This is a genomic window from Streptomyces sp. NPDC047002 (genome assembly GCF_040704505.1).
Taxonomy (GTDB): Bacteria; Actinomycetota; Actinomycetes; order Streptomycetales; family Streptomycetaceae; genus Streptomyces.
In genome coordinates this window covers 39,999-65,853 of sequence record NZ_JBEYWC010000023.1, presented here as the reverse complement: position 1 = coordinate 65,853, position 25,855 = coordinate 39,999, and the positions used below count along the sequence as shown (strand labels likewise).

The following is a 25,855-nucleotide window of genomic DNA, read 5'->3' as shown; positions in this document are numbered from 1 at the left end:
CGGCCTCGCGGTCGCCCCCGGGCCCCGGCCGCGAGACAGCAGGCAGGGAAGGGGACGCATGGACACGTCGAGAGGTCTCGCACGCCAGGGCCCGCTGGCCGCCGAGATCGGCGCCCTCGTGCTGGCTGCCGTGGCCGACGCCCTGCTGACGACGCGGCTCACGGCGCCACCGACCGGCGGGTGGCGGCAGCCGCTGGTCGCGCTGCTGCCCTCGGTCGGCCCCGCGATCGGCCTGCTCGCGCTGGTGCGCAGGCGCTTCCCCGAGCGGCTCGCGCGCCTCGCGGCCTGGGCCGCGGGCGCCTCCCTCGCGAGCACCGCCCTCCTGGCAGCCGCCGACCGGTCCTTCGCCTCGGGCCACCGGTCGTGCGCGTGCGAGGTCGTCGCGCTCGCGCTGTTCGCGGGCGCCGCCGCCCGCAGGCTCCCGGCCGGGCCGTGCGCGGCCCTGGTCACCGCGTGCGGCACGGCCGCAGGACTCGCCGCGTTCGCCGATCCCGGCGGGGACGCGGGGCGGCCGGCGGCAGCGGGCGCCGCGGTGCTCTGGGCGGCCGCCGCGGGGATCGGGCTGCTCCTGCGCGACGCGGACCGGCGCAGGGACACGGACCTGGCCGGGGCCGTGGCGGCGCAGCGCGCAGCGCTCGCCCGCGACCTGCACGACGTCGTCGCCCACCATGTGACGGGCATCGTCGTGCTCGCCAAGGCCGCCCGGCTCTCCGCGCGGGACGCGGGGGCCGACGAGGGGCAGTCGAAGCCCGACGTCTCCGGGTACGCGCAGATCGAGGGGGCGGGCGCCGAGGCCCTGCGCGCCATGCGGCAGTTGGTGGGCCTGCTCAAGACGGAGCCCGCGCCCGGCACCCTGCGCGACGCCGTGGCGGCGCCCGCGCGCACCGAGCCGCGCGCCCGCCTCCTGCTCGACCAGGACCTGGACGCGGGGCCCGAGGAGACCAGGCCCGTCGCCGCCGTGGTCCGGCGCGTCACCGTGGAGGCGCTCACCAACGTGCGGCGGCACGCACCCGGCGCCACGGAGGTGACCCTCACCGCCCGCGTGGTCCGCTCCCGCGGCCGCGCGGTCCTGCGGCTCGACATCGCCAACGACGGTGTGGCCGACGAGGCTGTGGCCGACGGCGCTGTGGCCGACGACGGTGCGCGGGGGCCGGGTCGCGGCGGGGATTTCGGGCACACGGGACACGGGCTCTCCGGCATGGCGGAGCGGGTGGCGGCATTCGGCGGGAGCTGCACGGCAGGGCCGCGCGACGGCGGCCGATGGCGGGTGGAGGTCCGCATCCCGCTGGCACCGCCCCGCGAGGGGCCGCTGTTCCCGACCGGACCGAGAGGCCGACCATGACACTGAGGATCATCATCGCCGACGACCAGGCGATGGTGTGCGCAGGCTTCCGCATGATCCTCTCCCGGGAGAGCGACATCGACGTCGTGGGCGAGGCGGCCAACGGCGAGGAGGCCGTGCGGCTCGCCAGGGAACTCCGTCCCGACGTGGCGCTCGTGGACATCAGGATGCCCGTGATGGACGGCCTGCGCGTGACGGAGCTGCTCGCGCAGGACGAGCCGCCGACGCGGGTCGTCATCGTCACCACGTTCGACGACGACGAGACGGTGTACGCCGCGATCGGCGCGGGGGCGAGCGGGATCGTCCTCAAGGACGCCGAGCCGCAGTTCCTCGTCGACGCCGTGCGCACGGCGGCCGGCGACGGCGCCCTGATCTCCCCGTCCGTGGCCGCGCGGCTGCTGCGGTCGGCGGCGGGGCACCCGAGGCGCCGTGCGCCCGCGGGCCCGCCCGACCTCCCGGAACGGGAGGCGGCCGTCGTACGTGCCGTGGCGCGCGGCCTGACGAACGCGGAGATCGCCGACGCCCTCGGCCTCTCCCTGTCCAGCGTGAAGGCCGTGCTCACCGAGGCCAGGAGCCGCCGCGGGCTGCGCAACAGGACGGAACTCGCCATCTGGGCCTGGGAGTCCGGCCTCGTCGACTGAGCGCGGCAGCGACGGGACGCGCCGCCGTGCGCACCGGTGACCGACCGTGCGCTGCGGTGTGAGGCATGTCACCGCGGGCGTCTTTCCACTCCTCCACGGGCATGACGCCCGAGGACCCGCGGGAATTCTTCCGGCTGCCTTCTCCGCCCTGAGGATGAGGAATTCCGGACATGCGCGAGCCGAAAGCAGAGCGGATTTCGGACTCCGTCACACCCCGTGGCCTCCCGTGCGGAAAAAGGGTTCCCGCGAGTGGTTCCTGGGGCCTGGACGTGCTTGTATGGCCGCGATCGAGAGGTAGCGCCGCCTGTCGGAAAGTGATGTCGGCTGACCGGTGGGGGACGTGGCCCGACGGTTTTCCATGGGCGGGCCCGGAATTCCCTTTCGGAAAATGGGTCTCCTTCTCGTGGGAGCACCATAAAACCATCCGATTCTTCACACGAAGGAGGAGCCATGGCGGAATCGACGTCACAGCTTCGTACCCAGGAGATCTCCGACGCCGACCTGGACCAGGTGTCCGGCGGCCTCGGCGGTCTGAGCCTCGGCGACACCGTCCAGGGCGTCGTCGCCACCGTCAGCGGCGTGGCCTCGGTGGCCGGCCCGCTCGTCAACACCTCCGGTGTCATAACGGCACCGGTCGTCGTCGACACCAGCGCGGTCTCCGGGCTGTTCTAGCCCGCGCCGTTCCGTGGAGCGCGTGGCACGGCCCGGTCTCTACCGGGGCCGTGCCCGTGCAACGGGGGGCCGCGGCGGGGGAGTTGTGCGGGAGCCGGCGACGGTGCGGCGCGCGGCCCGCGTGCGGTGGTCCGCCCAGAGCCTGCCCGGCGGTTCTCCGGGCGGGGCGCGCGCCGCGCGGCCCCGCGGCCTTCGCGCGGGGACCTGTGCCGCCGTCAGTAGTGGGCGCGGTGGAGCACCAGGCTCGCGCCGCCGCCGACCGCGAACGCGGCGATCAGGAAGGCGAACGCGCTGTCGAAGCCGCCCTCGTCCACGAGGAAGCCCATGACGGTGGAGCCGAAGGCTCCGACGAAGTTGCCGATGCCGATCATCAGCCCCGCCGCCCTGCCCATCGAGCGCGCGGGGGCGATGTTGTGGAGCACGCCCTGCGCCGCGAGGGTGGTGAACCCCTCGATGCCGATAATGGCCACGATCACCGCGCACAGCTGCACCGGCAGGACGGTGACCGTGCTCGCCACCACCAGGCACAGCGCCGCGGTGACGAACCCGCCGAGCGTCCAGACCGCCTTGCGGCCCGTCCTGTCCATCCCGAGGCCCACCACGGGGCCCGCGGCGATGCACAGCGCGAAGGCCAGCGCGATGCAGGCGCTCGCACTGCCGGATGCGAGGTGCTGCTCGTCCTTGAGGTAGGTGGGGAACCAGCTGGCGAGGCCGTACACACCGATGTTGTTGGTGATCCATACGCCGGCGCTCACCCAGAAGGGCCACAGCCGCAGTTCGCTGCGGGCGGCCCGCCCCGGCGCGGCGCCGCAGGGGACGTCGGCCTCCGCGTTTGCCCCGCCGCCGCCCCGGATGATGAACGCGCGCTCCTGCGGGCTGAGTCGGGGCTCGTGCGCCGGGTCGTCGTGCAGCAGGAACCACGCCACGGGCACGCACACCACGAGCGCGAGGAGCGTCAGCAGGAGGAACGCGCCGCGCCACGAGCTCACCGCGATCGCACCGGTCACCACGAAGCCGGACAGCGCGAAACCCGCGTTGATGCCCCCGATCCACACGGCCTTGGCTCTGCTGCGCTCGGAGTGCGGGAACCAACGGGCCGTCAGGGCATTGGACATGGGCCACAGGAAGCCCTCGGCGACCCCGAGCGCGGCCCGCGCGACAAGGAGCAGCGCCACATCGGTGGACAGCCCGGCCGCCAGCGTGGCCAGGCCCCAGAACACCATGCCGACCAGGGCGCACCTGCGCGGCCCGAACCGGTCGATCAGCAGGCCCCACACCGGCATCGACGCCCCGTAGAACAGCAGGGTCACCGTGGTGAGCAGGCCGATCAGACCGTGTCTTCCCGCGAGGTGCATGTCCGAGAGGAACCGGTCGTCGGCCACGATGATGCCGACGCCCGTCTTGTCGAGCATCCCGACGATCCAGATGACGACGACAGCCGGCGAGAACAGCCACCACCGTCTGCCGGGCACCCGGCTGCCGGTGCCCGGTGCGCTGCCCACCGGGCGCTGCACGCTGGTCATACGGGCCTCCGCTCGGCCGTGTCCTCCGGGTCTTCGAGCAGTGCGCTGCTCTCCGGGTAGGGCAGGTCGCGGTAGGGGGTCTCCAGCACCCGGGCGAAGAAGTCGGCCGCCGCGTCGAGCGTCCCGGTGGGCACCCCGGTGCGCCGGGCCATCCCGCGCGCCAGCGCCATGTCCTTGGCGATGGTGGTGGCGGGCGCCCGGGTGGCCACGAACCGGGTGTCACCCCTGAAGTACGCGGCGGCCGTGCCGAGCCCCGACTCGCCGCCGCTGCACTGCCCGACCGCGTCCGCGGCGGCCGCCGGGTCGAGCCCGAGACCCCGTGCGACGGCGAGGGCTTCGACGGACGCGAGGTACCAGGCGTACTTGACGTGCTGGTTGAGCAGCTTGACCGCGTACCCCGCGCCCGGCCTCCCGCAGTGCACGACGGTGCGGGACACGGCCCGCAGCACCTCCTCGGCCGGGCCGAGCACGCCGGGAGCGCCGCCGACGAGCACCGTCATGTCCGGCGCCTTCCTGCTCACCGGGCAGTCCACGAAGCGCCGTCCCGCACGGGCGAACCGCGGGCCCAACTCCTCGGCCGTCGCGGGCCCGCACGTCGACATGTCCAGCATCAGGCCGCCGGGCGGCAGCCCCGCGAGCACCCCGCGGGAAGGGCCGAGCGCGACCTCGCGCACCTGCTCGGGGCCCGGCAGGAAGGTGAGGACGAGGCCGCTGCGCGCGGCGAGTTCCGCGGCGTCGGACGCGGGCTCCGCGCCCGCTTCCCCGGCCCGCGCCAGGGCGTCGGGGCGCAGGTCGTGGCAGTCGACGCGGTACCCGGCGCGGACGAGGTGGGTGATGAGGGCGGTGCCCATGGGGCCCGCGCCGACCACGCCGACCCGGGCGGGCCGCGGGGCGGGCGAGGGGGAACGGCCGGGTGAGGATGACGGTGCCGTGGACTGCATCGGGGGAGTCCCTTCTGCGCGACGACTGAGGGATCACTTCATGACCGTGCAGTTCGCGCGCGGGGAGCGGGTCGACCCACACACTCTTCTGCTCTGAAGAATTTTCTTCTTCCGGTCGGCCACCGTGCCACCGGGCCTTCCGGGCCGTCAATAAGCGCGAGACGCCTTTTCCTCGGCGGCGGTGTCACCGCGCCACCGCGCGCGCCCCGGTGCCGGGCCCTCAGTCGGAGACGGCGTCGGCCGTCCGCTGGAGGTGGTCGGCGAGTACCCGGCGCACGAGCCGCTGGTCGCGCCGCTCGACCGCGTCGACGTACGCGCGGTGCTCCGCGACGCCCTGGGTGCCCTCGTGGTGGGCCTCGCGCATGGACATCAGGATCGCCTCGCGGAAGGACTCCATCAGCATCCCGACCGCCGGGTTGTGGGTCGCGCCCGCCACCCGGAGGTGGAATCCGAAGGACATCTCCACGCTGTAGCTGCCGAGGTGCCGGGCCTCCTCGGCCTCGTCGCACAGGCGCCGCAGCTCGTCCAGGTCGTCCTGGGTGGCGCGGGCGCACACGAGCGGGACGATGCCGAGTTCGAAGGCGATGCGGGCCTCGGTGACCTGCGCGGCGGACAGCCCCGACGTGCTGAGCAGGTCGGTGATGCCGGCGCCGGCGCGGTCCGCCGTGGGGGCCGTGACGAAGGCGCCGCCGTAGGCCCCTGTCCGCACCTCGACCAGGCCGTTGACCTCCAGCGCGCGCAGCGCCTCGCGCAGGGTCAGCCGGCTCACGCTCAGCCGGTCGCACAGGTCGCGCTCCGCCGGAAGGCGCGCGCCGACGGGCAGTTCGCCGCTGCGGATCAGCGCACGGATCTGCTGGACGATCCTCGTCGAGGTCCTGCCCGTGCCCGGCACCGGCCGGAAGGCGTCGATCGCCGCCGTCGCGGGGCCCTGAGCCTGCTGCCCCTTCGGTCTGGCGGCCACGGCCCCTCCTTCGTCGGCTCCTGGCCACAGCCTATGCGGCAGTACGCGCCCGGGGCGCGCCAACCCCCTCGGCCCGTCGGCCGGTCCGCCACCGGTCCGTGCGCGAACCGTTGACACCCCGGACGAGCGTTCCTAAGGTGCACTGCGGTTCAACCACTGAACCATTGAACCGATGCCGGGAAACGAGGAGGTCGTCCTCTTGCGCATCACGGTGGATGTGGGCAGGTGTCAGGGCTACGGCAACTGCGTCATGGCCGACGCGGACCACTTCGACCTCGACGACGACGGTCTCGTGGTCGTCCTGCGTGACGACGTGTCCGCCGGGGAGCAGGCCGACGCGGCGGAGGCCGCCCGCAGTTGCCCCGCCGAAGCGATCCGGCTGGTCGACGATGACGGGTGACTCGGGGCCCTGGGCCCTCGGCCGCGTGGTCGTCGTCGGCGCCTCGGTGGGCGGCGTCCGCACCGCCCAGGCGCTGCGCTCCTGCGGCTTCACCGGCGAACTGACCGTCGTGGGCGCCGAGTCGGGGGACCCGTACGACAAGCCGCCCCTGTCCAAGGAGCTGTTGACCGGCACGCGCGACCGCGACGACATCGGCCTGCTCAGACCGGAGGACGCCGGGGCGTTCACGCTGCGCTCCGCCACACGGGCCACCGCGCTCGACACCGGCCGCCGGGTGCTCGCCCTGTCCGACGGCGACGAGCTGCCCTACGACGCGCTGGTGATCGCGACGGGAGTGCGCCCCCGCACCCTGCCGGGGGCCGCGGGCCGCCTCGTGCACACCGTGCGCGAGGCGGGCGACAGCGCCGCGCTGCGCGAGCGGTTCGCGGCCCGCGAGCCCGTGGTGGTCGTGGGCGGCGGCTTCGTGGGCGCCGAGGTGGCCGCTTCTGCGGCCGCGGTCGGCTGCCCTGTCACCCTGGTGGAGGCCGACGCGGCCCCGTTCGCCCGGGTGCTCGGCCCGCGCGTCGGCGCGCTGCTCGCGGACCTGCACGAGCGCAACGGCGTACGGGTGCGCACGGGCTCCGCCGTCGCGCGCGTCGAGGGTGCGCAGGGCGACGTGCGCGTCACCCTGGCCGACGGCACCGCCCACGAGGCGGGCACCGTGGTCGCCGGCATCGGCTGCGTCCCCGACACCGCGTGGCTCGACGGCTCGGGCGTGCAGCTCGTCGACGGCGTCGTCACCGACGAGCACTGCGCGGTCGTGGGCCATGGCCGCACGTACGCCGTGGGCGACGTGGCCCGCTGGTACGACAGGCGCACCGGGGCGCACCGGCGGGCCGAGCACTGGACCAACGCGACCGAGCAGGCCGAGCTGGTCGCCCGCGACCTGCTGCGTACCGGGGACGGCGGGCCGCGCCCCCACCACGACACGGCCCCGTACTTCTGGTCCGACCAGCACGGCGTCAGGGTGCAGATGGTCGGCTCCGTCTCCCCCGGCGACCGCGTCGAGGTGCTGCGCTGCGCCACCCGCGCGGGCGACCGCGACATCGCCGTCTACGAGCGGGACGGATCCTTCCGCGCCGCGGTCTCGTTCGGCTGGCCGCGCGCCTGCCTCGCCGCACGCCGGGCATGGCGCGCCGCCGATACGGCCGAGGCGTTCCGCGGCGAACTCGCGCGCCTCGCCGCTTCGGTGACGCCGCTGCCGGCCGACCGTACGGCGCTGTACGCATCCGCCCAGGCCCGCGCGGGCGGCCCCGCGTCGGCCGCAACCGAGGAGGGGCACCGTTGAGTACCGTCTTCCCCGAGGACTTCGGCCGGGTCGGCGACCTGGTCGACACCGCGAACGGCGAGATCAGCCGCGAGATCTTCATCAACGAGGAGATCCACCGCAGGGAGTTGGAACACCTCTTCCCCCGTGCCTGGCTGTTCGTCGGCCACGCCACCCAGGTGCCCGAGCCGGGCGACTACTTCTCCTCGTGGATGGGTTCCGACCCGGTCCTGCTCACCCGGGACGACAAGGGCGGGCTCCATGTCCTGCTCAACTCCTGCCGCCACCGCGGCATGCGGGTGTGCCGCTACGACGAGGGCAACACCATGCAGTTCACCTGCCCCTACCACGCCTGGTCGTACTCGATCGACGGCTCGCTCGTCTCGACGCCGGGCGACCTGCACGGCGTGCCGCAGATGAAGGCCGCCTACAGCAACAAGCTCCGCAAGGAGCAGTGGGGCCTCGTGCACTGCCCGCACGTGCGCGACTACAAGGGTCTCATCTTCGCCAACTGGGACCCGGACGCCGTCTCCTTCGACGAGTACGTCGGCGACTTCCACTGGTGGCTCGACAACCTCGCCGACGCCTTCGACGGCACCGAGGCCGGCACCGAGGTCTACCGGGGCGTGCTGAAGTGGCGGATCAAGTCCAACTGGAAGTTCGTCTCGGAGAACTTCCTCGGCGACACCTACCACGGAGCCTCCACCCACGCCTCCGTCGAGGCCGTCGGCATCGGTCCTGGAGGGCGCGGCAAGCGCAGGCACGGCGAACGCCAGAACGAGGGCGGCTTCTCCAAGGGCCGCATGAAGACCTCGTTCAGGACGGGCCACGGAGCATCCGACAACCTCGGCTACGAGATCGCCTACCCGGAGTTCGAGGAGCCCGAGCTGCACGCGTACTTCGTGCGCGCCTGGGAGACGCGGAAGGCCAGGCTGCGGGCGCAGGGCAGGCAGCTCGGCGGCCGCGGGCCGGCCACCCTCTTCCCCAACATGTCCTTCGCCGCGGGCTTCCCGCGCTCCGTCCTGGTCGCCCACCCGCTCAGTGCCACCGAGACCGAGGTCTGGCGGTGGTTCCTCGTGGACAAGGACGCGCCCGACCACGTGCGGGACTGGCTGCGCCGCTACTACATGCGCTACAGCGGGCCCGCCGGGATGACCGAGCAGGACGACATGGAGAACTGGGACTACGCCACCAGCGCGAGCAGCGGTGTGGTGGCCCGCCGCTACCCGTACAACTACCAGCAAGGACTGGGAGAGGAGAGGCCGAGCCGCCTCGAACGCGCCGTGCACTCACACCACGCCATCGCGGGCGAGGTCAACGCGCGTGCCTTTTACCGGCGTTGGGCCGAGTTCGTGGACAACCTGCCGTGGCGGGAGCTCGCGGAGCTCGCCGAAACCGACGACCGCGCCACCACCGCACCCGGGGAGGCGGGCGATGTCCGTTGACGGGAGGTCCCTGGAACGCGTGCTGCTCACCGCCGAGGTCACCGACTTCCTCACCCTTGAGGCCGACCTGCTCGACGAGCGCAGGTACGAGGAGTGGCTCGACCTGCTCGCCGACGACTTCCGGTACGCCGTGCCGCTGCGCATGAACGTCCCGTACGACGACGTCGAGCGGCGCGAGAACACGCGCGACGGCTCCGAGGTGTGCTGGTTCGACGAGGACAAGGAGACCGTGCGGCTGCGCGTGGCGCAGCTCGCGACCGGAAAGCACTGGGCGGAGGAGCCGGTGTCCCGGGTGTCGCACCTCGTGACCAACGTGCGCCTCGCCACCGACGTGCTGCCCGAGGTCGACGTCAGCTGCCGCTTCCTCGTCTACCGCAACAGGGTCGCCGACGAGACCGACTTCCTGGTCGGGCGCCGGCGCGACCGGCTGCGCAGGACCGGCGCGGGCGGCTGGCAGGTCGTGGAGCGCAGACTGCTGATCGACCAGTCGGTGCTGACGGCGAAGAACCTCTCGGTCTTCGTCTGACGGGCTCACGGGCCGGCGCGGTGGGCCGTCAGCACGCGGAGCCGAGGCACGTGCTGCGGAACACCACCTTTCCGTCGGCCGTCCCGACGATGTGCTCGGCGGTGACGCGCTCGTCCCCGCCGGGCGACACGCTCTGCCTGCGGTCCGCCTCCACGGTGAGCCGCAGGGGCCTGCCCGAGGTGTCGCTGCCCGTACAGCTGACGCCGTACGCGTGCCCCTTCGCGGCCTTGCACGTCAACCCGCCTTTCACCGGGTGGTGTTCGGACTTGAACATCCCGGCTCCCAGCTTCGCCACCAGGGTGCGCAGGGAGGCGTCCCCGACGTCCTTGGCGCTGACGTCGCAGGCCGACACCGCGAGCAGTGCGGCGAGTGTGCCCAGGGCGAGTGTGCTGCGGTGTTTCGGCATGGGGTCTCCTTCTGGCGTCCGCGGCGCGCGGGCTCGGCCGCACTGTGTGAGCCGGTGTGCCCGAGCGGCCGGGCCCGCACACCGGTGACACCGCGCCGACCGGGCCCGCGCGCGGTAAATCCGCCCGCGGGACCACGCGCCGCGCGGCCCCGTGACCCATCGGCCACCGTCCTTCTCGTCCGCGGGGACGATGCGCCCCGGGTGCGTCCCGCGGGCTGACAGTGCGGTGTGCCCCTGGGATACTCGGTGCGTGAGTGAACAGCAGGACCCCACGCGGCTCGTGGGCCGTCGCTGTGCGCAATTCGTCCTCGACAGGCTGATCCTGACGGCGGGGGGCTTCGTGCTCGCCGCCGCAAGTGCGGCCTGCATCGTCCTCGCCGTGCACACCGGTGTCCTCCGGGGCGGCCACCACCTGGCGCTCTGGCTCGCCTACGGCATCCTGCTTCCGTTCATCGGGGTGCCGCTGCTCGGCGGCCTCGCCAACGAGGTCTGGCTGCTGCGGCGCAAGGGCGCCACGATGGCCATGCGCGTCCTGCGCCTGAGGGTGGTGGACCGCTACGGCGTGCGGCCCACGCTGGGTGCCTGCCTGCTCCGTTGGGTGGCGTGGGTGGTCGACGGCGCGCTTTTCGGCCTCGTCGGACTCGCCTGCATGCTGGCGACCCGCCACCACCAGCGGCTCGGCGACCTCGTCGCCCGTACGTACGTGGTGCGCGCCGAGGCCGTCGCCCCGGAGGCGGACGCCGAGCCGGGCGCGGAGGCGGGGCACGAGGGCGCGGAGCACGAGGGCGGGGACGGCGCCACGGCCGCCGCCGCGCCCCTGCTGCCGGAGCCCGCCCCCGGCCAGGAGCGCTGACCGCGCGGCCAAACGCCCCAGGGGCGCCGGGCGCGCAGGTCACGGGGCGGCCCCGGCCCCGCCCGGGTCCGCAGCGCCCCCGTGCGCCCGGGCCCCGGCGTTCGGCCTGCCGGGCACCGCGGTCAGGTGGTGCAGCACGTGCGTGGGGTACAGCATGCGTTCGAGCACCTGGGGGCGGTTGCCCAGGTGCAGGGCGACCCCGGCCGCTCCGGTGCGACGGCGGACGGCGAGCAGTGCCGCGGGACCGGACGACTCGATCCACACCAGGTCCCTGAAGTCCAGCCGCACCTCGCGCAGCCGCGCGTTGGCGCTCAGGGACGCGGCGAGGACGTGGACCAGCTCGTCCGCGGTGTCGCAGACGAGCTCCCCGGAGACCCGCACGGTCAGTACGGCCGGACCCATGAAGGTGACGAGGGCGAACTCCGGCACGGTCGGACGGGCCTCGAAGGAGACAATGGGGGCAAGAAAGGCAGGGGGGGACCACGGGGGCGACCACCGGCCACCACGCACAGCGAGGACACCACGCACATGACAGCCGCAGAGAAGGTATGGCTCATCACCGGCACGTCCAGGGGCTTCGGCCGCGAGTGGGCCCAGGCCGCGCTGGAGCGCGGCGACCGGGTGGCCGCGACCGCCCGGGACAGCGCGAGCCTGAAGGCCCTGACCGACGCGTACGGCGACCGGGTGCTCCCCCTCGTGCTCGACGTCACCGACAAGGCGGCCGTGGACGCGGCGGTCGCCCGCGCGCACGACCACTTCGGCCGCCTCGACGTCGTCGTCAACAACGCCGGATACGGCCACTTCGGCACCATCGAGGAGGTCAGCGAGGAGGAGGCGCGCGCCCAGATCGAGACCAACCTCTTCGGCGCGCTGTGGGTCACCAAGGCGGCCCTGCCCCACCTGCGGGCCCGGGGCAGCGGCCACTTCCTCCAGGTCTCCTCCATCGGGGGCCAGATGGCCTTCCCCAACCTCGGTCTGTACCACGCCTCCAAGTGGGGACTGGAGGCGTTCAGCCAGTCACTGGCCCAGGAGGTGGCGCCGTTCGGCGTGCACGTCACCATCGTCGAGCCCACCGGCTACAGCACCGACTGGGGCGGCAGCTCCGCCGTGCACTCCACCCCGATCGACGTCTACGAGCCGGCCCGCGCCGCCCGCGCCGCCAGGACGCGCCCCGGCATGGTCGGCGACCCCGCCGCGACCCGCGGCCCCATTCTGGAGATCGTCGACTCCGCGAACCCCCCGCTGCGCTTCTTCCTCGGCCGCGGCCAGGTCGACAGGATCAGCGCCGAGTACGACAGCCGCGTCGAGACCTGGCGCGCCTGGGAGTCCCTCTCGGAGCAGGCGCACGGCGACCCGCGCTGACCGCGCCCCGCGCGCGGTCGGTGCCCCGCCGCGTAACCACTACAGTGAGGTGGCCATGCGATGACGAGCAGATGAGCGGCCGGTGCACCGGCTGTTGGGGGCCCTGTGGAAGCCGGTGCGGTCCGTCCCTCGGTCGGGGCGGTGGTGCTGACCATGAACGATCGCCCCGAGGAGTTCCCGCGGGCGCTGTCCTCGCTGCTCGGCCAGCGGGGCGTCGCACTCGACACCGTGGTCGTCGGCAACGGGTGCGAGCCCGCGGGCGTCCCCGACGGCGTGCGCACGGTCGCCCTGCCGGAGAACATCGGCATCCCCGCGGGCCGCAACGTCGGCGCGGACGAGGTCAAGGGCGACTACCTGATCTTCTTCGACAACGACGCCGTGCTGCCCGACGACGACGCGCTCGCCCGGCTCGCCGAGCGGCTCGAACGCGACCCGGGCCTCGCCTACGTGCAGCCCCGCATCGTCGACCCGGACACCGGGGCCACCGCGCGCCGCTGGGTGCCGCGGCTGCGCGCATCCGACCCGGCGCGGCCCGGCGTCGTCACCGTGATGGCCGAGGGCGTCGTCCTCGTACGGCGGGCCGCCTTCGACGCCGCAGGCGGCTGGCCCGGCCACTTCTTCCTCTTCCACGAGGGCGTGGACCTGGCCTGGCGCATGTGGGACCTCGGGTACACCGGCCGCTACGCCCCCGACGTCGTCGTCCACCATCCGGCCACCGACCCCGCGCGCCACGACGCCTTCTACCGGCTGGCCGCCCGCAACCGCGTCTGGCTGGCCCGCCGCAACCTCCCGCGCGTCCTGATCCCGCTCAACCTCGCGGCCTGGGCCGCCCTGACGCTCGCCCGGGTCCGCGGCCGGCACGCGCTCCGCGTCAGCGCCGCCGGGGTGCGGGAGGGACTGCGCGGCGGCCACGGGGAGCGCAGGCCGATGCGCTGGCGCACCGTACTGCGCCTGACCAGGGCCGGGCGGCCGCCGGTCCTGTGAGGGACGGCGGCCCCGCGGCCCCGCGAAGGACGGAGCGCCTGCGGTCCTGTGACGGACGGCGGCCCCGCGGCCCTGTGACGGGCGGGCCCGGTGCGCCGGTGTACCCCCGGCGGACCCGGGGTGTCCTGCGGGTGCGGGGGCGGGGGGACGGGGTTCACGCGGCATTGACAGTGTGTCCCGGGCGTCACCATCATGTGCGCGTCGCCCCTGTCAGAACACGCCGGAAAACCCTGCTCGGCGCGCCACTTCGCGCAGGCAGTCCCACTGCCTCGGCCGCCCCCAACGGACCGTCAGGAGAAGCATCCGTGCCCAACGTCGACCGTCGAAGGTTCCTCCAGCTCGTGGGAGGCACCGCCGCCGCCTCCATGATCACCGGTGGCATCGCAAGGGCGGCCGCCATCCCGGCCGCCGCGGGAACCGGAACGCTCAAGGATGTCGAGCACGTCGTCGTCCTGATGCAGGAGAACCGTTCCTTCGACCACTACTTCGGCACCCTGCGGGGCGTCCGCGGCTTCGGCGACCCCCGCCCCGCCACCCTGCCGAGCGGCAAGGACGTCTTCCACCAGACGGACTCCTCGGGGCACGAGACGCTGCCCTTCCGGCCGGACGCCGACAACCTCGGCCTGCAGTTCATCCAGGACCTCGACCACAGCTGGTCGGGCACCCACCAGGCGTTCGACGGCGGCGACTACGACCGTTGGATCCCCGCGAAGACCACCACCACGATGGCGTACCTCACCCGCGAGGACATCCCCTTCCACTACGCGCTCGCCGACGCGTTCACCGTCTGCGACGCGTACCACTGCTCGATGCTCAGCTCCACCGACCCCAACCGCTACTACATGTACACGGGCTGGGCGGGCAACGACGGCACGGGCGGCGGCCCGGTCCTCGGCAACGAGGAGGCGGGCTACGGCTGGACCACCTTCCCGGAGATCCTGGAGAAGGCGGGCGTCTCCTGGAAGGTCTACCAGGACACCGGCACGGGCCTCGACGCGAACGGCGGCTGGGGCTGGACGAGCGACGCCTTCATCGGCAACTACGGCGACAACTCGCTGCTCTACTTCAACCAGTACCGCAACGCCCAACCGGGCAGCCCCCTCTACGAGAAGGCCCGCACCGGCACCCACGCACAGGGCGGCGACGGCTACTTCGACCGGCTCAAGGCCGACGTGCTGGCGGGCGACCTGCCCCAGGTCTCCTGGATCGCCGCCCCCGAGGCCTTCTGCGAACACCCCAACTGGCCCGCGAACTACGGCGCCTGGTACGTCTCGCAGGTGCTCGACGCGCTCACGGCCGACCCCGACGTGTGGAGCCGCACCGCCGTCTTCCTCACCTACGACGAGAACGACGGCTTCTTCGACCACGTCGTACCGCCGTTCCCGCCCGCCTCCGCGGCCCGCGGCCTGTCCACCGCCGACGTCACCAGGGACCTCTACACCGGCGGCCTCTCCGGATACGCCGCCGGGCCCTACGGGCTCGGGCCGCGCGTGCCGATGCTGGTCCTCTCGCCGTGGAGCACCGGCGGCTGGGTGTGCTCCCAGACCTTCGACCACACCTCGATCGTGCAGTTCATCGAGAAGCGGTTCGGCGTGCACAACCCCAACGTCACCCCCTGGCGCCGCGCGGTCTGCGGCGACCTCACCGCCGCCTTCGACTTCTCCCGCGGAGGCGCCGCCGCCCCCACGCTCCCCGGCACCGGCGGCTACGCCCCGCCCGACCACAAGAACCCCGGCGACTACGTGCCCCAGCCGCCCGCCAAGGGCGCCCTGCCCCCGCAGGAGCCGGGGCTGCGGGGCGCCCGCCCCCTGCCGTACGACCTGGCCGTCGACACCGAACCGGCCGACGGGCGGATGCGGTTCACCTTCAGCAGCCTCGGCGCGGCGGGCGCAGCCTTCCTCGTCACGTCCGCGGTGCGCTCCGACGGCCCCTGGCCGTACACCGTCGAGGCGGGCAAGACCCTCACCGACACCTGGGCGATGCCCGCGGCCACCGCGCGCTACGACTTCTCCGTGCAGGGCCCGAACGGCTTCCTGCGCCGCATGGCCGGCACGGCGGGTTCGGTGGGGCCCGAGGTGACCGCGCGGCACGACGCGGCGACCGGCCACGCCACGCTGGTGTTCAGCAACCCCGGCAGCGGCCAGGTCACCTTCACCGCCACCGACGCGTACGCGCCGACCGAGCACTACACGTACACACTGAAGGCGGGCGCCTCGCGCACCGTGCCCAACTGGGGCGTCGCCGCGGGCAACCGCTGGTACGACGTGACGGTCACGTCGAGCGCCGACCCCGCGTACGTGCGCCGCTTCGCCGGCCATGTGGAGACCGGCGCCGCGAGCACCAACGACCCGGCGACCACCACCGCCTGAGCGGCGCGACGGCCACTCAGGCGCCGAACGGGCCCGCGGCCGCAGGGGCGGCGCGGTGCCCTACGACCGCCAGTACGTCCTCGACGGGGCGGCGCGGCGTCGCCGCCCCCGAGGGGCCGTAGCCGAGGCGCAGCACCATCTGCACCGCGCCCATCGGGGAGAGCGGGTCGCGCACCAGCCACCGCAGGTCCCGCCACTCCAGCGCCTGCGAGGTGAGAGAGGTGGCGAGCCCCCGCGCCGTGGCTTCGAGGAGCACGCGGCCGAGCGCCTCACCCGCCACGAGCCAGTCGCGCGGGGTGTCGCCGTGCGTGCCGAGGAGCGCGAGCTGCGGGGAGCGCTCGAACTCGGCCCGCGCGCGCCCCGGTACGGGCGCGCCGTCGGCGAAGTCCCGTACGGGCGCCCGGCCGTACCAGCGGGCGGGGCCGAACGCGGAGGCGGGCACCCCGTCGTCCGCGCCGCCGCGGGGCCGCGTCCACCGGGCGATCTCCGCCCTGGCCCGCGGGTCCTCGTGCTGCTTGCGCTCGGCGTCCTCGACGAGGTCCAGCACGGACTCGGTGTGCCACGGGTCGGGAAAGAGCAGTCGGGCCCCCTCGGCGTCCGCGGCGCCCGCGAGGACCCGCCGCACGTCGTCGGGGACCGGCCGGTCCGAGAACGGCTCGCGGCTCGTGTGGCGGCGCGCGACGGCCGGGTGGAGCCGCTCGCACAGCGGATCGCGGCCGGCCGCCGACCGGGTCAGCCGCACGCGCGCGAGCAGGTCCTGGTCGCCGGGCTCGGGCAGCAGCAGCCGCCGGGCGTCCCAGCCCGCGTGGCCCGCCGCCACCCGCAGTGTGAACAGGGCGGCGCCGCAGCCGATCCGGGCGCCCCTGCCCCGCGGGTCGGCGACCGGCAGCGCACGGCCGGGATCGGCGCGCAGGTCGAGCACCCCCTCGGACGCGTCGAACGCGAAGCGCCAGGGCTGTGCGTTGTGCATCGAAGGCGCGAGGGTCGCGGCGGCCACCAGGGCGCGCACCTCGTCGGTCCGCGGGACGGTCATGGCGTTCTCCCTCCGGAGCACCTGTGCAGCCCGCCCCCGCCGTGCGGGGACCGGCACCTCCAGCGTGCCGCCGGACGCGCGGCGGCGCATGAGCCCACAGGTCCGGGCCTGGGACCGGACGGCCCTTGCGCGGCCGGGCCCCGCGCCCGGTCCGCGCACCCGGCCGCGGGGTCCGGCCGGCCTGGGGGAGGGGACTCTTCGGCCCTGCCGCGCCCGCCGCCCCGCCCGGCACGCTGGAGGTCCGGTGAACACGGAGGTGTACCCATGGGGAGCGGAACCCCGCAGGAGCGTCGTGTCGTCGTGGGGGTGGACGGCTCTCCGTCCTCCAAAGAGGCGCTGAGGTGGGCGGTCTCCCAGGCGAAGGACACGGGCGCCGTGGTCGAGGCGGTCATCGCGTGGGACGTCCCGGTGACCGGGTGGCCCGCGGCCGTTCCGAGCCGGCAGTTCGCCGCGTGGGCCGCGGGGACGCTGGACGAGACCGTCGAGGACGTGCTCGGCGCCGAGGTGCCCGTGACCGTCCGCAGGGCGGCGCGCGGCGGCCACCCCGCGAAGGTGCTCGTCGACGCGGCGCGCGGCGCCGACCTGCTGGTCGTGGGCAGCCGCGGTCACGGCGGCTTCGCCGGCGCGCTCCTCGGCTCCGTGGGACTGCACTGCGCGCGGCACGCGCCGTGCCCGGTCGTCGTCGTCCGCGCGGCGGCGGGGGACGGGGGCGCCTGATGTCCGCGAAGGTCCCGCGCCCCGGGGCGGGAGAGCGCCGGATCGTGGTCGGCTACGACGGCTCGCGGTCCGCGCTGCGGGCGCTGGAGTGGGCGAAGAACCGGGCGGCGGCGACCGGCACGGCCGTGGACGCCGTCATCGCCTGGCAGCTGCCCGCCACCTACGGATGGGCCGGGTACGCAACGGAGCGCGAACTCGCACGCTGGGCCGACCGGGAGCTGAGCGAGGCGGTCGCGCGGGTGCTGGACACCGGTCCCTACGCACCGGTACACGAGCACGTGCGCTGCGGCAACGCCGCCCGGGTGCTGCTCGACATGGCCGAAGGCGCCGAGCTCCTGGTGCTCGGCAGCCACGGCCGCGGCGGCTTCGCGCGGGTGCTCATCGGCTCGGTCGCCGCGCACTGCGTACGGCACGCGCCGTGCCCCGTGGTGGTCGTCAGGGCCGGCAGGGACGCGGCGCGTACGGCAGCGCCGAGCGCGGCGTCCGGCTGAGCAGGGCCGCGTGGCCGGCCCGTGCGCGAGCTGTCGGACCGGCGCTGACCCCGGGACGGGCACAGATCCCTGGACCGGCCCGGCATACGGCGGGCACGGATCCCTGGACGGGCACGGCATACGGCGGGCACGGACACGACACACAGCGGTCGGACACACTGGAGGCGTTGGGCATGCCGGGAGGGCACGCGACGAGGCCGGTCCCACGGCGCTGGCACAGCGGCCCGCTGCGCCGCACAACGGATGTCGTGGAGGCGTGGACGGTGCTGCTCGCCTGGCTGATCGGTGTGGTCGGCGCCTGCGTCTGCGGGGTCCTCGCCGCCCAGGGCGTGGCGGAGGCCGGCGCCCACCAGCGCGGTGAACGCCGGCGCGTGGAGGCCCGGTTGACGGCGGACACGCCCAAGGACACGGCGTCGGCACCCGAGGCGGGGGAGGGCCGGGTGTCCGCCCCCGTGCGCTGGACGGACGCGCACGGCCGCCCGCACAGCGGCACCACGCTCGTCGACGCGGGCCTGCGGGCCGGGGCGAGGCTGGAGGTGTGGACGGGCCCCCGGGGCGAGTTGGAGCCCCGCCCGGTGAACCACGGCGAGTCCCTCGTCGGCGCGGGCGTCGGCGCCACCGTCGCCTCCCTCGGCTGGTGCCTGGTGGTCGTGGGCGGCACCCACCTGGTCGGGCTGCGGATAGACCGCGGCAGGATGCGCGCGTGGGAGCGCGACTGGGAGGAGTTCGACCGCGCCCACCGCGGCACGCCCTGACGGGGCCTGCCACCCGCCCGCGGCCGCCCGCGTCGGCGCGGGCGCGCGCGGGTGCGCGGGAGACCCGGCGGTGCACCGCGCACTACCCGGCGTGGACGCGGCGGCCCGTGACGCGGTCCGGCACGACGACGACCCAGTGGCGCCGGTTTCCCCCGGCCAAGGGCAGGGCGTACGCGCGGTCGTCGAGCGCCCGGGCCTCCGCGCGGGAGACGGCCCGCGCCCTGCCGGTGACATTGACGCTCCAGCCCTGCCGCCAGACGTCGTCGATGTGGTCGGTCTCGAAGGCGATCTGCTCGCCCTCGGCGAGCGCGAGCACACCGGCCGGTGTGGTCCGGTAGGCCAACGCCTCACCGAACACCAGGTAGTTGACCGGCACGATCACCGGACCCCGGTCCGTGGCGACGGAGACGCGGCCCACCCCGTGGGTCGACAGCAGGGACCTGCACTCCTGCTCGGTCAGTGTTTCCAGCGCGGTGTCGCGGGCCGCGGCGGCCGCGCCCGGCGGCTGATCGGCACCGGCGCCCGGGAGGCGCTGCGCTCCCTGCCCCGACGGGGGCGCCGCGGTCGGTGACCGCTTCCTCGCGGCGGGTTGGGCCGTACGCCGCCCCACCGGGCGCGGACTCGGCATCACCGGCGAGGGGCACGCCCTCCTCGGCACCTGGGGTGTCGGCCTGTGGGCGGGGGATCAGTGGTCTACCGGCGCGGTGCGCGGGTAGTCGGGTGGCACCCCGCCAGGCGGCGCAGGCCGCGGCGCGGGTGCGGTGCCGCCGCGTACGGGTACGGCGTGGCGGCGGGGTACGTCCCCGGCGGCGCCGGCCGAGGAGGCCGGTGCGCGCGGGGGCCCGGCTTGGCGAGGAGTGGCGCGTTGCGCAGTGTCGGTGTGGAAGAGGAACTGCTCCTGGTGGACGCGGAGTCGGGAGAGCCGCGGGCGCTGTCCACCGCCGTGCTCGCCGCCGCGGAGGGCGAAGAGCCGGACGACGACGGCTCCGACGATGTGTTCGAGCGCGAACTCCACGGCCAGCAGGTCGAGTTCGCCACCCGCCCGCACACCGACATGGACCGGCTCGGGGCCGAGCTCGTCAGGTGGCGGCGGGCTGCCGACACCCACGCGCGGCGCTTCGGTGCCAGGGCGGCGGCCCTCGCGACCTCGCCGCTCCCGGTCAGCCCCGTGGTGAACGACGGCGGCCGCTACCGGTGGCTGAGCGAGAAGTTCGGCCTCACCACCCGGGAGCAGCTGACCTGCGGGTGCCATGTCCACGTGGCGGTCGAGGACGACGAGGAGGGCGTGGCCGTCCTCGACCGGATGCGCCCCTGGCTGCCGGTGCTCCTCGCGCTGAGCGCCAACTCGCCTTTCTGGCAAGGGAAGGACACGGAGTACGGCAGCTACCGCAGCCGGGTCTGGCTGCGCTGGCCTTCGGCGGGGCCGACCGAGACGTTCGGCTCGCCCGACGCGTACCACCGCACGGTGGCGGCCATGGTGGAGTCGGGGGTCCTGCGCGACGAGGGCATGCTCTACTTCGACGCCAGGCTCTCGCACCGCTATCCGACCGTCGAGATCCGCGTCGCCGACGTGTGCCTCAGCGCGTCGACCACGACGACCCTCGCTGCCCTGGCCAGGGCCCTGGTCGAGACGGAGGCCCGCGCCCGGCGCTCCCGCGGCCCCGCGCCCGACCACGGCGTCGCGCTGCTGCGCCTCGCGAGCTGGCAGGCCGCGCGCTCGGGCCTCGAAGGGCCGCTGCTGCACCCGCGCACCATGCGCCCGGCCCCGGCGCGCACCGTGGTGGAGGCCCTCTTCGACCACGTACGGGACGCCCTGGCGGACCCCGGCGACACGGACCTCGTGCGCGGCGGCCTCGACCGCCTGCTCGACGGGGAAACCGGCGCCGCCAGGCAGCGCGCCGTCCTGCGCCGCACGGACAGCCTCCGCGAGGTGGCGGCGGAGTGCGCGGCCCTCACCGTCGCGGGCTCGGCCTGAGCAGATCGCTGAGCCCGAGCCGCCCGAGGAAGGCGACGCGGGCGCGGTCGGCGACCATGGCTCATCGCCTCGGGAAACGCGATCGGGTTCTCGCTGCGGGAGATCCTCGACCTCACAGGAGAGCCGGCGGAGGGCGCGCTCGACCACGCGGGGGCCCAGGAGAGCCTGCACGTCAAGCTGGACGCGGTCGACGCGCGGATCGCCTCGTTGGCGAAGGCCGGAGTGCTCGTCCGCGAGGAGATCGACCGCTGCCGCGAGGCCGAGGCCAGGAGGGGCCCGCACGGCCTGTCGTCCCGGCGGACTGCGGGCACTGGCCGACGCGTTGAGACGGCGACGCCCTGTCCCGCGGGGCCGCCGGCGCATGCCGCGCAGCGCGTCGGCTCGTCGCCTGCGGGAAGCCGCCCGATACGGACGCCGGCGAACTCGACAAGAACGGCCGCTGCTCGCCCGTCAGTTCCTTCCCCGTGATTCCCTGGGGCGGCAGAACGAGGTTGTCCTGGCCGGCACCGGAGAGATGAGGAACACCGGGGCGAGGCCGGAGTGTTCTCAGGCGAGTGCCACTGCCTTCCGGACGCCGGACGCGTACTGGAGGGGGCATTCCCAGGCGGCGAAGTGTCCTCCGCGCGGCTCCTCCACCCATGAGCGGATGTCGAAGAAGCGCGCCGCGAACTCGCGTGGGGCGTTGACGAGATCGCGGGGGAAGAGGGTGAACACCGTCGGTGCGACGATCCGCGCCCGCGGGGTGGCTCCGCTTTCCGCGTAGGGGGAGAAGGAGGTGCCGATCGCGCCGGTGACCCAGTAGGCGGTGATCCAGGTCAGGAGCTCGTCGTGGGTGAACACCGTCGAGACGTCGCCCCCGCAGTCGGACCACGAGCGCAGCTTCTCCAGCAGCCAGGCGGCAAGACCCGCCGGAGAGTCGCCGAGACCCACCGCCAGAGTGTGCGGCCGGGTCGCCTGCTCCCGCATGTAGCCGCCCTCTGTCGCCTGCCAGTGGTGCCCGCGGTGCACGTAGGCCCGTTCGGCTCGGGAGAGGTCGTCGGGAGGGTCGATGAGGTAGCGGTGCTGTGAGACGTCGGTCAGGTGCAGGGCCGCCACCCGGTCCGGGTGTTCCGCGGCGAGAACCTCGGCCACGTCACAGCCGACGTCTCCCGCAGAGACGACGTAGCGGTCGTAGCCCAGTTCGGCCATCATATCCGCCACCGCCCCCGCCATTCCGGCGGCCGACATGCCGCGGCGGGCGCACGGTGCTGCGAAGGGGAAGCCGGGCAGGGCGGGGACGACCAGGGGCAGGTCGGACAGCAGCGGCATGAGCTTCTCGAAGCGCAGAACCGAGTCGGGCCAGCCGTGCAGGAGGACCACCGGTGCCGCACCGGGGGCGGCGGGCCGGTGGACGAGCCGCACGGGGGTGCCCGTCAGCTGCCAGGGCAGTGCCCGGATGCGCGCTTCGTGCACCCGCCAGTCGTAGCCGTCTGCCCAGTACGCGATCAGGTCGGCGAGGAAGTCGCCGTCGACGCCGCGCTCCCAGCCGAGCCCGGGCGGCAGTGCCACCCGCCGGTAGGCGCGAAGCCGGGCGCGCAGGTCGTCGAGGTCCCGGTCGCGGGCCGGGGCGGGTGCGGCATCGGTCATGGTCCATCCCTGCTGCGGCAGTGGCGACGGCCGGGGGGTCCCGGGCCGGCGGTTTTGACGGGTGCGGCGCACGCGGCGCTACGCCGGCGCCCGGAAGAAGGCGGCGATGTCGTCGGCCAGAAGGCCGGGTTCTTCATGGGCGGCGAAGTGGCCGCCGCGAGGCATCAGGGTGCAGCGGGTGACGTTGTACACGCGCTCGACCCAACTGCGGGGCTGCCGGCCCCCGATGTCGGCGGGGAACAACGCGAGCGCGGTCGGCACCTCGACCCGCTCGACGGGCCCGACGAGACCGTGATGGCGTTCGTAGTACGGACGGAAGGACGTCGAGATCGTGTTTGTGAACCAGTACAACGATGCCTGGGTGAGGAGGAAGTCGTCGCTGAACCGTGCGCTCACGTCCCCGTCGCAGTCGCTCCACGCCCGGTACTTCTCCAGCATCCAGGCGAGCAGTCCAGAAGGGGAGTCGGACAGGCCCTGGGCGAGGGTCAGCGGGCGGGTCTCCTGCTGGTGGGAGTACCCGCGCTCGGCGGTGGTCCACGCCTCCTCCGCCGCCAGGTAGGCGCGTTCCTCCTCGCTCAGCCCCGCCGGGTCGAACGCCGACGGGTCGGCGGCGTCCAGCAGGTGGAGGCCGGTCAGCGCCTCCGGGTGGGCCTGCGCGAGGCGGCTGACGTCTCCCGCGCCGATGTCGGAACCGTGCGCGCCGTACCGGTCGAAGCCCAACTCGTCGTGCATGAGGGCGTGCCAGAGGTCGTGCGTGTGCGGCTTCCCGCGGAGCGAGGGCCGCTGCCCGGAGAGGCCGTACCCCGGCAGGGACGGCACGACGACGGTGAACGCGTCCTGCGCGTCGCGGCCGTGCCGCGACGGGGCCGACAGGCGCTCGGCCAGCCCGACGAGTTCGAGGAACGAACTGGGCCAGCCGTTGGCGAGCAGGATCGGCGGCGCTCCCTCGCGTTCGGCGTCGAAGCGCAGGTAGTGGACGGTCGTACCGTCGATGTCGGCGCATGCGGAGGGCAGGGCGTTGATGGCGGCCTCCTGTGTGCGCCAGTCGTACGCCGAGGCCCAGTAGGCCACCAGCCGGCGCAACTCGGCACCGTCGGCCCCCGCCGCCCAGGCATCGGCCGGCCAGGGCCGCGCCCACCTGGTGCCGCGCAGACGGGCCCGCAGGTCTTCGAGGTCCGCTTCGGGAACATCGAGCACGCCCTGCCCACCGGCCATCTGTTTCTCCCATTCCCTGGTCGACTCTCCCCGTGCGACACCGTTGAAAGGTAGTAGCGGTGTCGACGATGGTCAACACCGCTGCCGTGCCACACTGGTGTCGTGGCGACCTTGCGGGTGATCGAAGAGTTCCTCAACACCGTGGACGAGAGGACGTTCAGACGGCACGGCGAAAACCATGTGCCGGGCGAGCGGCTCACCTCCCCGCAGGCGCTGGAGGAGTGGCTGAGGGCCCAGGGCCTGGCAGCCGCCGACACCCGGCTGCGGGCAACCGACCTGGACGCCGCCGTCGAGCTGCGCACGGCGCTGAGGCGGGCACTCGGCGCCGACGCCGGTGCCACGGCAGCCCTGCGCAATTACCCGCTGCACCTCGCGCTCGACACGTCGGGCGCCCTGCTCGTCACCGCCCGGAGCGGCAGGCCGTGGCTCGACGCGATCACCGAAGAGGTGGCTCGCAGCACGGCGCGGGGAGACTGGACGCGCCTCAAGCTGTGCGCCGCGCCGGACTGCCGCTGGGCGTTCTACGACGCTTCCCGCAGCGGCCGCGGCCGCTGGTGCGACATGGAGATCTGCGGCAATCGCCACAAGACCCGCGCCTACCGCGAACGCCGCCAGCACCCCGCCGCCGACCGCACACCGTAGGCGAGCGCGTCCACGACTGCCGCAGCGCCTGGTTCACGAGGCGGCTCGACCGGGCCATACCCCTGGCCCGGGCCGCCGAACGGGCCCATGGTCCGGCCGGGCAGAAAAGGGAGACCTGACGTGATGTCGGTGGCGCCCCCGGCAGGACTCGAACCTGCGGCCAAGCGCTTAGAAGGTGTTCGAGGTTTAGCGGTGTGCCTGCCAGGGTTTTTGCAGGAGGCCGCAGACCAAAGTAAGCAAAGGCGCTTGGCCTAAATCTCTTGGGAGATTGACGCGGAACGTACCTCGAAACGGAGCTGCTCCGCAGCCCGCCGTGGGCTGCGGAGCAGTCCTGCACCGCGGCTCCACCATGTGGATCGAAACGACCTCGCGCAGAGGAACGTACCGCGGTGCCCCCGGCCGCTCCAGCGGCTGGGGAGCCGCATGGCCAAGATCATAAAATGCCAGGTGCAGAATGCATACATTCGATCATGAAGCGGCAACCGTGGACCGGAGCCACCGCTCTCACCCGATCGTCGACGCGCCCGGCGCCACGCCATCGGCGAGCAGATGCGCCAAGCCCGCCTCCACGCGAACCTCACGCAGCAGACGGTCGCCGAGCGCGCTGGCATCGAGCGGGACTCGTACGGCCGTATCGAGCGTGGCCAGGTCTCCCCGAAGCTCGACACTCTCCTCGACATCGCCGACGCGATCGGCGCTCCGCTCGCGCACCTCCTACGAGACTGAGCCCCGGCCACTACGGTGGCGTGATCAGCGGCGGACCGGAGCGAGGGAGCGGGTGAGCAGGGCGCGGAACCTGGCGTTGCTCGGCTCGGCCGCGTGCTCGCCGATGCGTCCGGTCCAGTCCCGGCAGACCACGCCGACGAACGCCGTGACTGCGGCGGCCGGCGCGTGCCGCCACGACGGGACCTGGTCGAGCCACGCCAGCGCGGCCGCGGGTGTCTGGTCGCTCTCCATGAGGCGGATCGCGGTGAGGGCGGGGTCGATCCAGGCGGGGCCGAGGGCGGGCATGGCCCAGTCGACGAGCCGGGCCGTGCCGTCGTGCACGAGGAGGTTGTGCGGGTTGGTGTCCGTGTGGAGCAGGTGCTCGCCGTGCAGCAGCTCGGCGTCGCCGGGCAGGAGGTGGGCGGCGTACCGGTCGGCGAACTGCGGCAGTTCGGCGGGCACGGGCGGGAGGTCGGCGAGGCGCCGCATCAGGGCAGCCACGGCGTCGACGTCCGGCGACCCGGCGGAGAGGTCCGCGGTCCGGCCCGGCGCCAGGTCGAAGACGAGCGCGTGCCAGCCGGCCTCGCGTACGGCCAGGCGCAGGGCGGGGCTGACGGCGTCGACGAGCGGCGCGACGCGCTGCTCCTGCGCGAGGCCGGCCAGGCCCTCGGTGTGCTTGCCCCGCACGGCCTTGACGAAGAACGCGCCGGCGGCCGCGGTGAGCCGCACGGCGGCGGAGCAGTTCAGTCCCTGCTCGATGGACTCGGCGGACGTCACGACGCCTGTGTGCTGCTGGACCGCGGCCCGGAGCGGGGCGGGCAGGTCGACCCACGGTAGGTGTTGCTCGATCACGATGTCTCCTCGTGCGGGGAGGGGCGCCGGGTGCCGTCGCCCCTCCGATGATGGCGTAGGTCAGCCCTGCGTCTGGCCGCACTTGCGGCAGCGCATCTTGCCGGACCAGCCGA

At 74.1% G+C, this 25,855-nt stretch carries 27 protein-coding genes; 17 read left to right on the top strand and 10 right to left on the bottom strand.

All coding sequences use genetic code 11. The features are described from left to right. The first annotated feature begins 58 nt into the window (after positions 1 to 58). The 3 genes from AB0910_RS21295 (at position 59) to AB0910_RS21285 (ending at position 2,655) form a co-directional block, all read left to right on the top strand. Positions 59 to 1,342: a histidine kinase gene (locus AB0910_RS21295; protein ID WP_366746169.1), complete on the top strand. Its 1,284-nt coding sequence runs from the start codon at positions 59 to 61 to the stop codon at positions 1,340 to 1,342. Beyond that, the gene (locus tag AB0910_RS21290) at positions 1,339 to 1,983 is read left to right on the top strand and encodes a response regulator transcription factor (RefSeq protein ID WP_366746168.1); all 645 of its coding nucleotides are present in this window, start codon (positions 1,339 to 1,341) and stop codon (positions 1,981 to 1,983) included. Before AB0910_RS21295 ends, AB0910_RS21290 begins: the two co-directional genes overlap by 4 nt. A gap of 450 nt (positions 1,984 to 2,433) precedes the next feature. Then, positions 2,434 to 2,655, top strand: coding sequence for a type A2 lantipeptide (locus tag AB0910_RS21285; RefSeq protein WP_366746167.1), 222 nt, complete (start codon positions 2,434 to 2,436; stop codon positions 2,653 to 2,655). Positions 2,656 to 2,870: 215 nt separating this feature from the next. Here AB0910_RS21285 and AB0910_RS21280 read toward each other — a convergent pair whose 3' ends face one another. The 3 genes from AB0910_RS21280 to AB0910_RS21270 all read right to left on the bottom strand — a co-directional run bounded on the left by AB0910_RS21280 (position 2,871) and on the right by AB0910_RS21270 (position 6,080). Beyond that, positions 2,871 to 4,178: an MFS transporter gene (locus AB0910_RS21280; RefSeq protein ID WP_366746166.1), complete on the bottom strand. Its 1,308-nt coding sequence runs from the start codon at positions 4,176 to 4,178 to the stop codon at positions 2,871 to 2,873. Beyond that, a complete protein-coding gene (locus AB0910_RS21275; RefSeq protein ID WP_366746165.1) occupies positions 4,175 to 5,119 on the bottom strand; it encodes an NAD(P)-dependent oxidoreductase in 945 nt (314 codons plus the stop codon). Before AB0910_RS21275 ends, AB0910_RS21280 begins: the two co-directional genes overlap by 4 nt. Before the next feature lie 220 nt (positions 5,120 to 5,339). After that, complete coding sequence (locus AB0910_RS21270; protein ID WP_366746164.1) at positions 5,340 to 6,080, bottom strand: FadR/GntR family transcriptional regulator; 741 nt, start codon at positions 6,078 to 6,080, stop codon at positions 5,340 to 5,342. Between the two features lie 172 nt (positions 6,081 to 6,252). On the opposite strand from AB0910_RS21270, the gene AB0910_RS21265 reads away from it, so the two are divergent. From AB0910_RS21265 to AB0910_RS21250, 4 genes are read left to right on the top strand one after another with little or no spacing between them, the layout of a single operon-like run. Further along, positions 6,253 to 6,480 (top strand): ferredoxin, encoded by a 228-nt coding sequence (locus AB0910_RS21265; RefSeq protein ID WP_366746163.1) that lies wholly within the window; start codon positions 6,253 to 6,255, stop codon positions 6,478 to 6,480. After that, positions 6,470 to 7,807 (top strand): FAD/NAD(P)-binding oxidoreductase, encoded by a 1,338-nt coding sequence (locus AB0910_RS21260; protein ID WP_366746162.1) that lies wholly within the window; start codon positions 6,470 to 6,472, stop codon positions 7,805 to 7,807. Before AB0910_RS21265 ends, AB0910_RS21260 begins: the two co-directional genes overlap by 11 nt. Next, positions 7,804 to 9,231: an aromatic ring-hydroxylating dioxygenase subunit alpha gene (locus AB0910_RS21255; protein ID WP_366746161.1), complete on the top strand. Its 1,428-nt coding sequence runs from the start codon at positions 7,804 to 7,806 to the stop codon at positions 9,229 to 9,231. The genes AB0910_RS21260 and AB0910_RS21255 overlap by 4 nt, the downstream gene beginning before the upstream one ends. Next, positions 9,221 to 9,757, top strand: a complete 537-nt coding sequence (locus tag AB0910_RS21250) for a 3-phenylpropionate/cinnamic acid dioxygenase subunit beta (RefSeq protein ID WP_366746160.1) — start codon at positions 9,221 to 9,223, stop codon at positions 9,755 to 9,757. Before AB0910_RS21255 ends, AB0910_RS21250 begins: the two co-directional genes overlap by 11 nt. A gap of 28 nt (positions 9,758 to 9,785) precedes the next feature. Here AB0910_RS21250 and AB0910_RS21245 read toward each other — a convergent pair whose 3' ends face one another. Continuing rightward, the gene (locus AB0910_RS21245) at positions 9,786 to 10,163 is read right to left on the bottom strand and encodes a hypothetical protein (RefSeq protein ID WP_366746159.1); all 378 of its coding nucleotides are present in this window, start codon (positions 10,161 to 10,163) and stop codon (positions 9,786 to 9,788) included. Between the two features lie 250 nt (positions 10,164 to 10,413). On the opposite strand from AB0910_RS21245, the gene AB0910_RS21240 reads away from it, so the two are divergent. Beyond that, on the top strand, positions 10,414 to 11,016 hold the full coding sequence (locus AB0910_RS21240) for an RDD family protein (protein WP_366746158.1): 603 nt from the start codon (positions 10,414 to 10,416) through the stop codon (positions 11,014 to 11,016). Positions 11,017 to 11,055: 39 nt separating this feature from the next. On the opposite strand, the gene AB0910_RS21235 is transcribed toward AB0910_RS21240, so the two are convergent. Continuing rightward, positions 11,056 to 11,445, bottom strand: a complete 390-nt coding sequence (locus tag AB0910_RS21235) for an STAS domain-containing protein (RefSeq protein ID WP_366746157.1) — start codon at positions 11,443 to 11,445, stop codon at positions 11,056 to 11,058. A gap of 99 nt (positions 11,446 to 11,544) precedes the next feature. Here AB0910_RS21235 and AB0910_RS21230 point away from each other — a divergent pair, with 99 nt between their 5' ends. The 3 genes from AB0910_RS21230 (at position 11,545) to AB0910_RS21220 (ending at position 15,731) form a co-directional block, all read left to right on the top strand. Next, positions 11,545 to 12,378: an SDR family NAD(P)-dependent oxidoreductase gene (locus tag AB0910_RS21230; protein WP_366746156.1), complete on the top strand. Its 834-nt coding sequence runs from the start codon at positions 11,545 to 11,547 to the stop codon at positions 12,376 to 12,378. Between the two features lie 105 nt (positions 12,379 to 12,483). After that, positions 12,484 to 13,362: a glycosyltransferase family 2 protein gene (locus AB0910_RS21225; RefSeq protein WP_366746155.1), complete on the top strand. Its 879-nt coding sequence runs from the start codon at positions 12,484 to 12,486 to the stop codon at positions 13,360 to 13,362. 305 nt (positions 13,363 to 13,667) lie between these two features. Beyond that, entirely contained in the window at positions 13,668 to 15,731 is a 2,064-nt protein-coding gene (locus AB0910_RS21220; protein ID WP_366746154.1) for a phosphocholine-specific phospholipase C, read from the top strand. Positions 15,732 to 15,747: 16 nt separating this feature from the next. On the opposite strand, the gene AB0910_RS21215 is transcribed toward AB0910_RS21220, so the two are convergent. Then, positions 15,748 to 16,764, bottom strand: coding sequence for a nitroreductase (locus AB0910_RS21215; RefSeq protein ID WP_366746153.1), 1,017 nt, complete (start codon positions 16,762 to 16,764; stop codon positions 15,748 to 15,750). Positions 16,765 to 17,028: 264 nt separating this feature from the next. On the opposite strand from AB0910_RS21215, the gene AB0910_RS21210 reads away from it, so the two are divergent. The 3 genes from AB0910_RS21210 (at position 17,029) to AB0910_RS21200 (ending at position 18,727) form a co-directional block, all read left to right on the top strand. Continuing rightward, the gene (locus AB0910_RS21210) at positions 17,029 to 17,481 is read left to right on the top strand and encodes a universal stress protein (RefSeq protein WP_366746152.1); all 453 of its coding nucleotides are present in this window, start codon (positions 17,029 to 17,031) and stop codon (positions 17,479 to 17,481) included. Next, positions 17,481 to 17,972, top strand: a complete 492-nt coding sequence (locus tag AB0910_RS21205) for a universal stress protein (RefSeq protein WP_366746151.1) — start codon at positions 17,481 to 17,483, stop codon at positions 17,970 to 17,972. Before AB0910_RS21210 ends, AB0910_RS21205 begins: the two co-directional genes overlap by 1 nt. 248 nt (positions 17,973 to 18,220) lie before the next feature. Then, positions 18,221 to 18,727, top strand: a complete 507-nt coding sequence (locus AB0910_RS21200; RefSeq protein ID WP_366746150.1) for a hypothetical protein — start codon at positions 18,221 to 18,223, stop codon at positions 18,725 to 18,727. Between the two features lie 82 nt (positions 18,728 to 18,809). On the opposite strand, the gene AB0910_RS21195 is transcribed toward AB0910_RS21200, so the two are convergent. Further along, the gene (locus AB0910_RS21195; protein WP_366746149.1) at positions 18,810 to 19,355 is read right to left on the bottom strand and encodes a pyridoxamine 5'-phosphate oxidase family protein; all 546 of its coding nucleotides are present in this window, start codon (positions 19,353 to 19,355) and stop codon (positions 18,810 to 18,812) included. Between the two features lie 237 nt (positions 19,356 to 19,592). Between AB0910_RS21195 and AB0910_RS21190 the strand changes: the two genes are divergently transcribed. Continuing rightward, positions 19,593 to 20,702, top strand: coding sequence for a glutamate--cysteine ligase (locus AB0910_RS21190; RefSeq protein ID WP_366746148.1), 1,110 nt, complete (start codon positions 19,593 to 19,595; stop codon positions 20,700 to 20,702). 546 nt (positions 20,703 to 21,248) lie between these two features. Here the strand turns inward: AB0910_RS21190 and AB0910_RS21185 are convergent. Together AB0910_RS21185 and AB0910_RS21180 are read right to left on the bottom strand one after the other, a co-directional pair. Beyond that, positions 21,249 to 22,328 carry an epoxide hydrolase family protein gene (locus AB0910_RS21185; RefSeq protein ID WP_366746147.1) on the bottom strand — a complete coding sequence of 360 codons (1,080 nt, stop codon included), beginning with the start codon at positions 22,326 to 22,328 and terminating at the stop codon, positions 21,249 to 21,251. A gap of 78 nt (positions 22,329 to 22,406) precedes the next feature. After that, positions 22,407 to 23,543 (bottom strand): epoxide hydrolase family protein, encoded by a 1,137-nt coding sequence (locus tag AB0910_RS21180; protein WP_366746146.1) that lies wholly within the window; start codon positions 23,541 to 23,543, stop codon positions 22,407 to 22,409. Between the two features lie 102 nt (positions 23,544 to 23,645). On the opposite strand from AB0910_RS21180, the gene AB0910_RS21175 reads away from it, so the two are divergent. Both AB0910_RS21175 and AB0910_RS21170 read left to right on the top strand, forming a co-directional pair. Beyond that, positions 23,646 to 24,185, top strand: a complete 540-nt coding sequence (locus AB0910_RS21175) for a CGNR zinc finger domain-containing protein (protein ID WP_366746145.1) — start codon at positions 23,646 to 23,648, stop codon at positions 24,183 to 24,185. A gap of 549 nt (positions 24,186 to 24,734) precedes the next feature. Beyond that, positions 24,735 to 24,911 carry a helix-turn-helix transcriptional regulator gene (locus tag AB0910_RS21170; protein ID WP_366746144.1) on the top strand — a complete coding sequence of 59 codons (177 nt, stop codon included), beginning with the start codon at positions 24,735 to 24,737 and terminating at the stop codon, positions 24,909 to 24,911. A 24-nt stretch (positions 24,912 to 24,935) separates the two neighbouring features. On the opposite strand, the gene AB0910_RS21165 is transcribed toward AB0910_RS21170, so the two are convergent. Continuing rightward, positions 24,936 to 25,742 carry a phosphotransferase gene (locus tag AB0910_RS21165; RefSeq protein ID WP_366746143.1) on the bottom strand — a complete coding sequence of 269 codons (807 nt, stop codon included), beginning with the start codon at positions 25,740 to 25,742 and terminating at the stop codon, positions 24,936 to 24,938. Positions 25,743 to 25,855 lie beyond the last annotated feature (113 nt).

Excerpts from the sequence above, each read along its gene's own strand:
- AB0910_RS21215 (WP_366746153.1), bottom strand. The coding sequence starts at position 16,764 with ATGACCGTCCCGCGGACCGACGAGGTGCGCGCCCTGGTGGCCGCCGCG.
- AB0910_RS21250 (WP_366746160.1), top strand. The coding sequence starts at position 9,221 with ATGTCCGTTGACGGGAGGTCCCTGGAACGCGTGCTGCTCACCGCCGAG.
- AB0910_RS21295 (WP_366746169.1), top strand. The coding sequence starts at position 59 with ATGGACACGTCGAGAGGTCTCGCACGCCAGGGCCCGCTGGCCGCCGAG.
- AB0910_RS21185 (WP_366746147.1), bottom strand. The coding sequence starts at position 22,328 with ATGACCGATGCCGCACCCGCCCCGGCCCGCGACCGGGACCTCGACGAC.
- AB0910_RS21170 (WP_366746144.1), top strand. The coding sequence starts at position 24,735 with ATGCGCCAAGCCCGCCTCCACGCGAACCTCACGCAGCAGACGGTCGCC.
- AB0910_RS21180 (WP_366746146.1), bottom strand. The coding sequence starts at position 23,543 with ATGGCCGGTGGGCAGGGCGTGCTCGATGTTCCCGAAGCGGACCTCGAA.
- AB0910_RS21285 (WP_366746167.1), top strand. The coding sequence starts at position 2,434 with ATGGCGGAATCGACGTCACAGCTTCGTACCCAGGAGATCTCCGACGCC.
- AB0910_RS21265 (WP_366746163.1), top strand. The coding sequence starts at position 6,253 with ATGCCGGGAAACGAGGAGGTCGTCCTCTTGCGCATCACGGTGGATGTG.
- AB0910_RS21275 (WP_366746165.1), bottom strand. The coding sequence starts at position 5,119 with ATGCAGTCCACGGCACCGTCATCCTCACCCGGCCGTTCCCCCTCGCCC.
- AB0910_RS21195 (WP_366746149.1), bottom strand. The coding sequence starts at position 19,355 with ATGCCGAGTCCGCGCCCGGTGGGGCGGCGTACGGCCCAACCCGCCGCG.
- AB0910_RS21205 (WP_366746151.1), top strand. The coding sequence starts at position 17,481 with ATGTCCGCGAAGGTCCCGCGCCCCGGGGCGGGAGAGCGCCGGATCGTG.
- AB0910_RS21245 (WP_366746159.1), bottom strand. The coding sequence starts at position 10,163 with ATGCCGAAACACCGCAGCACACTCGCCCTGGGCACACTCGCCGCACTG.
- AB0910_RS21230 (WP_366746156.1), top strand. The coding sequence starts at position 11,545 with ATGACAGCCGCAGAGAAGGTATGGCTCATCACCGGCACGTCCAGGGGC.
- AB0910_RS21290 (WP_366746168.1), top strand. The coding sequence starts at position 1,339 with ATGACACTGAGGATCATCATCGCCGACGACCAGGCGATGGTGTGCGCA.
- AB0910_RS21210 (WP_366746152.1), top strand. The coding sequence starts at position 17,029 with ATGGGGAGCGGAACCCCGCAGGAGCGTCGTGTCGTCGTGGGGGTGGAC.
- AB0910_RS21260 (WP_366746162.1), top strand. The coding sequence starts at position 6,470 with ATGACGGGTGACTCGGGGCCCTGGGCCCTCGGCCGCGTGGTCGTCGTC.
- AB0910_RS21280 (WP_366746166.1), bottom strand. The coding sequence starts at position 4,178 with ATGACCAGCGTGCAGCGCCCGGTGGGCAGCGCACCGGGCACCGGCAGC.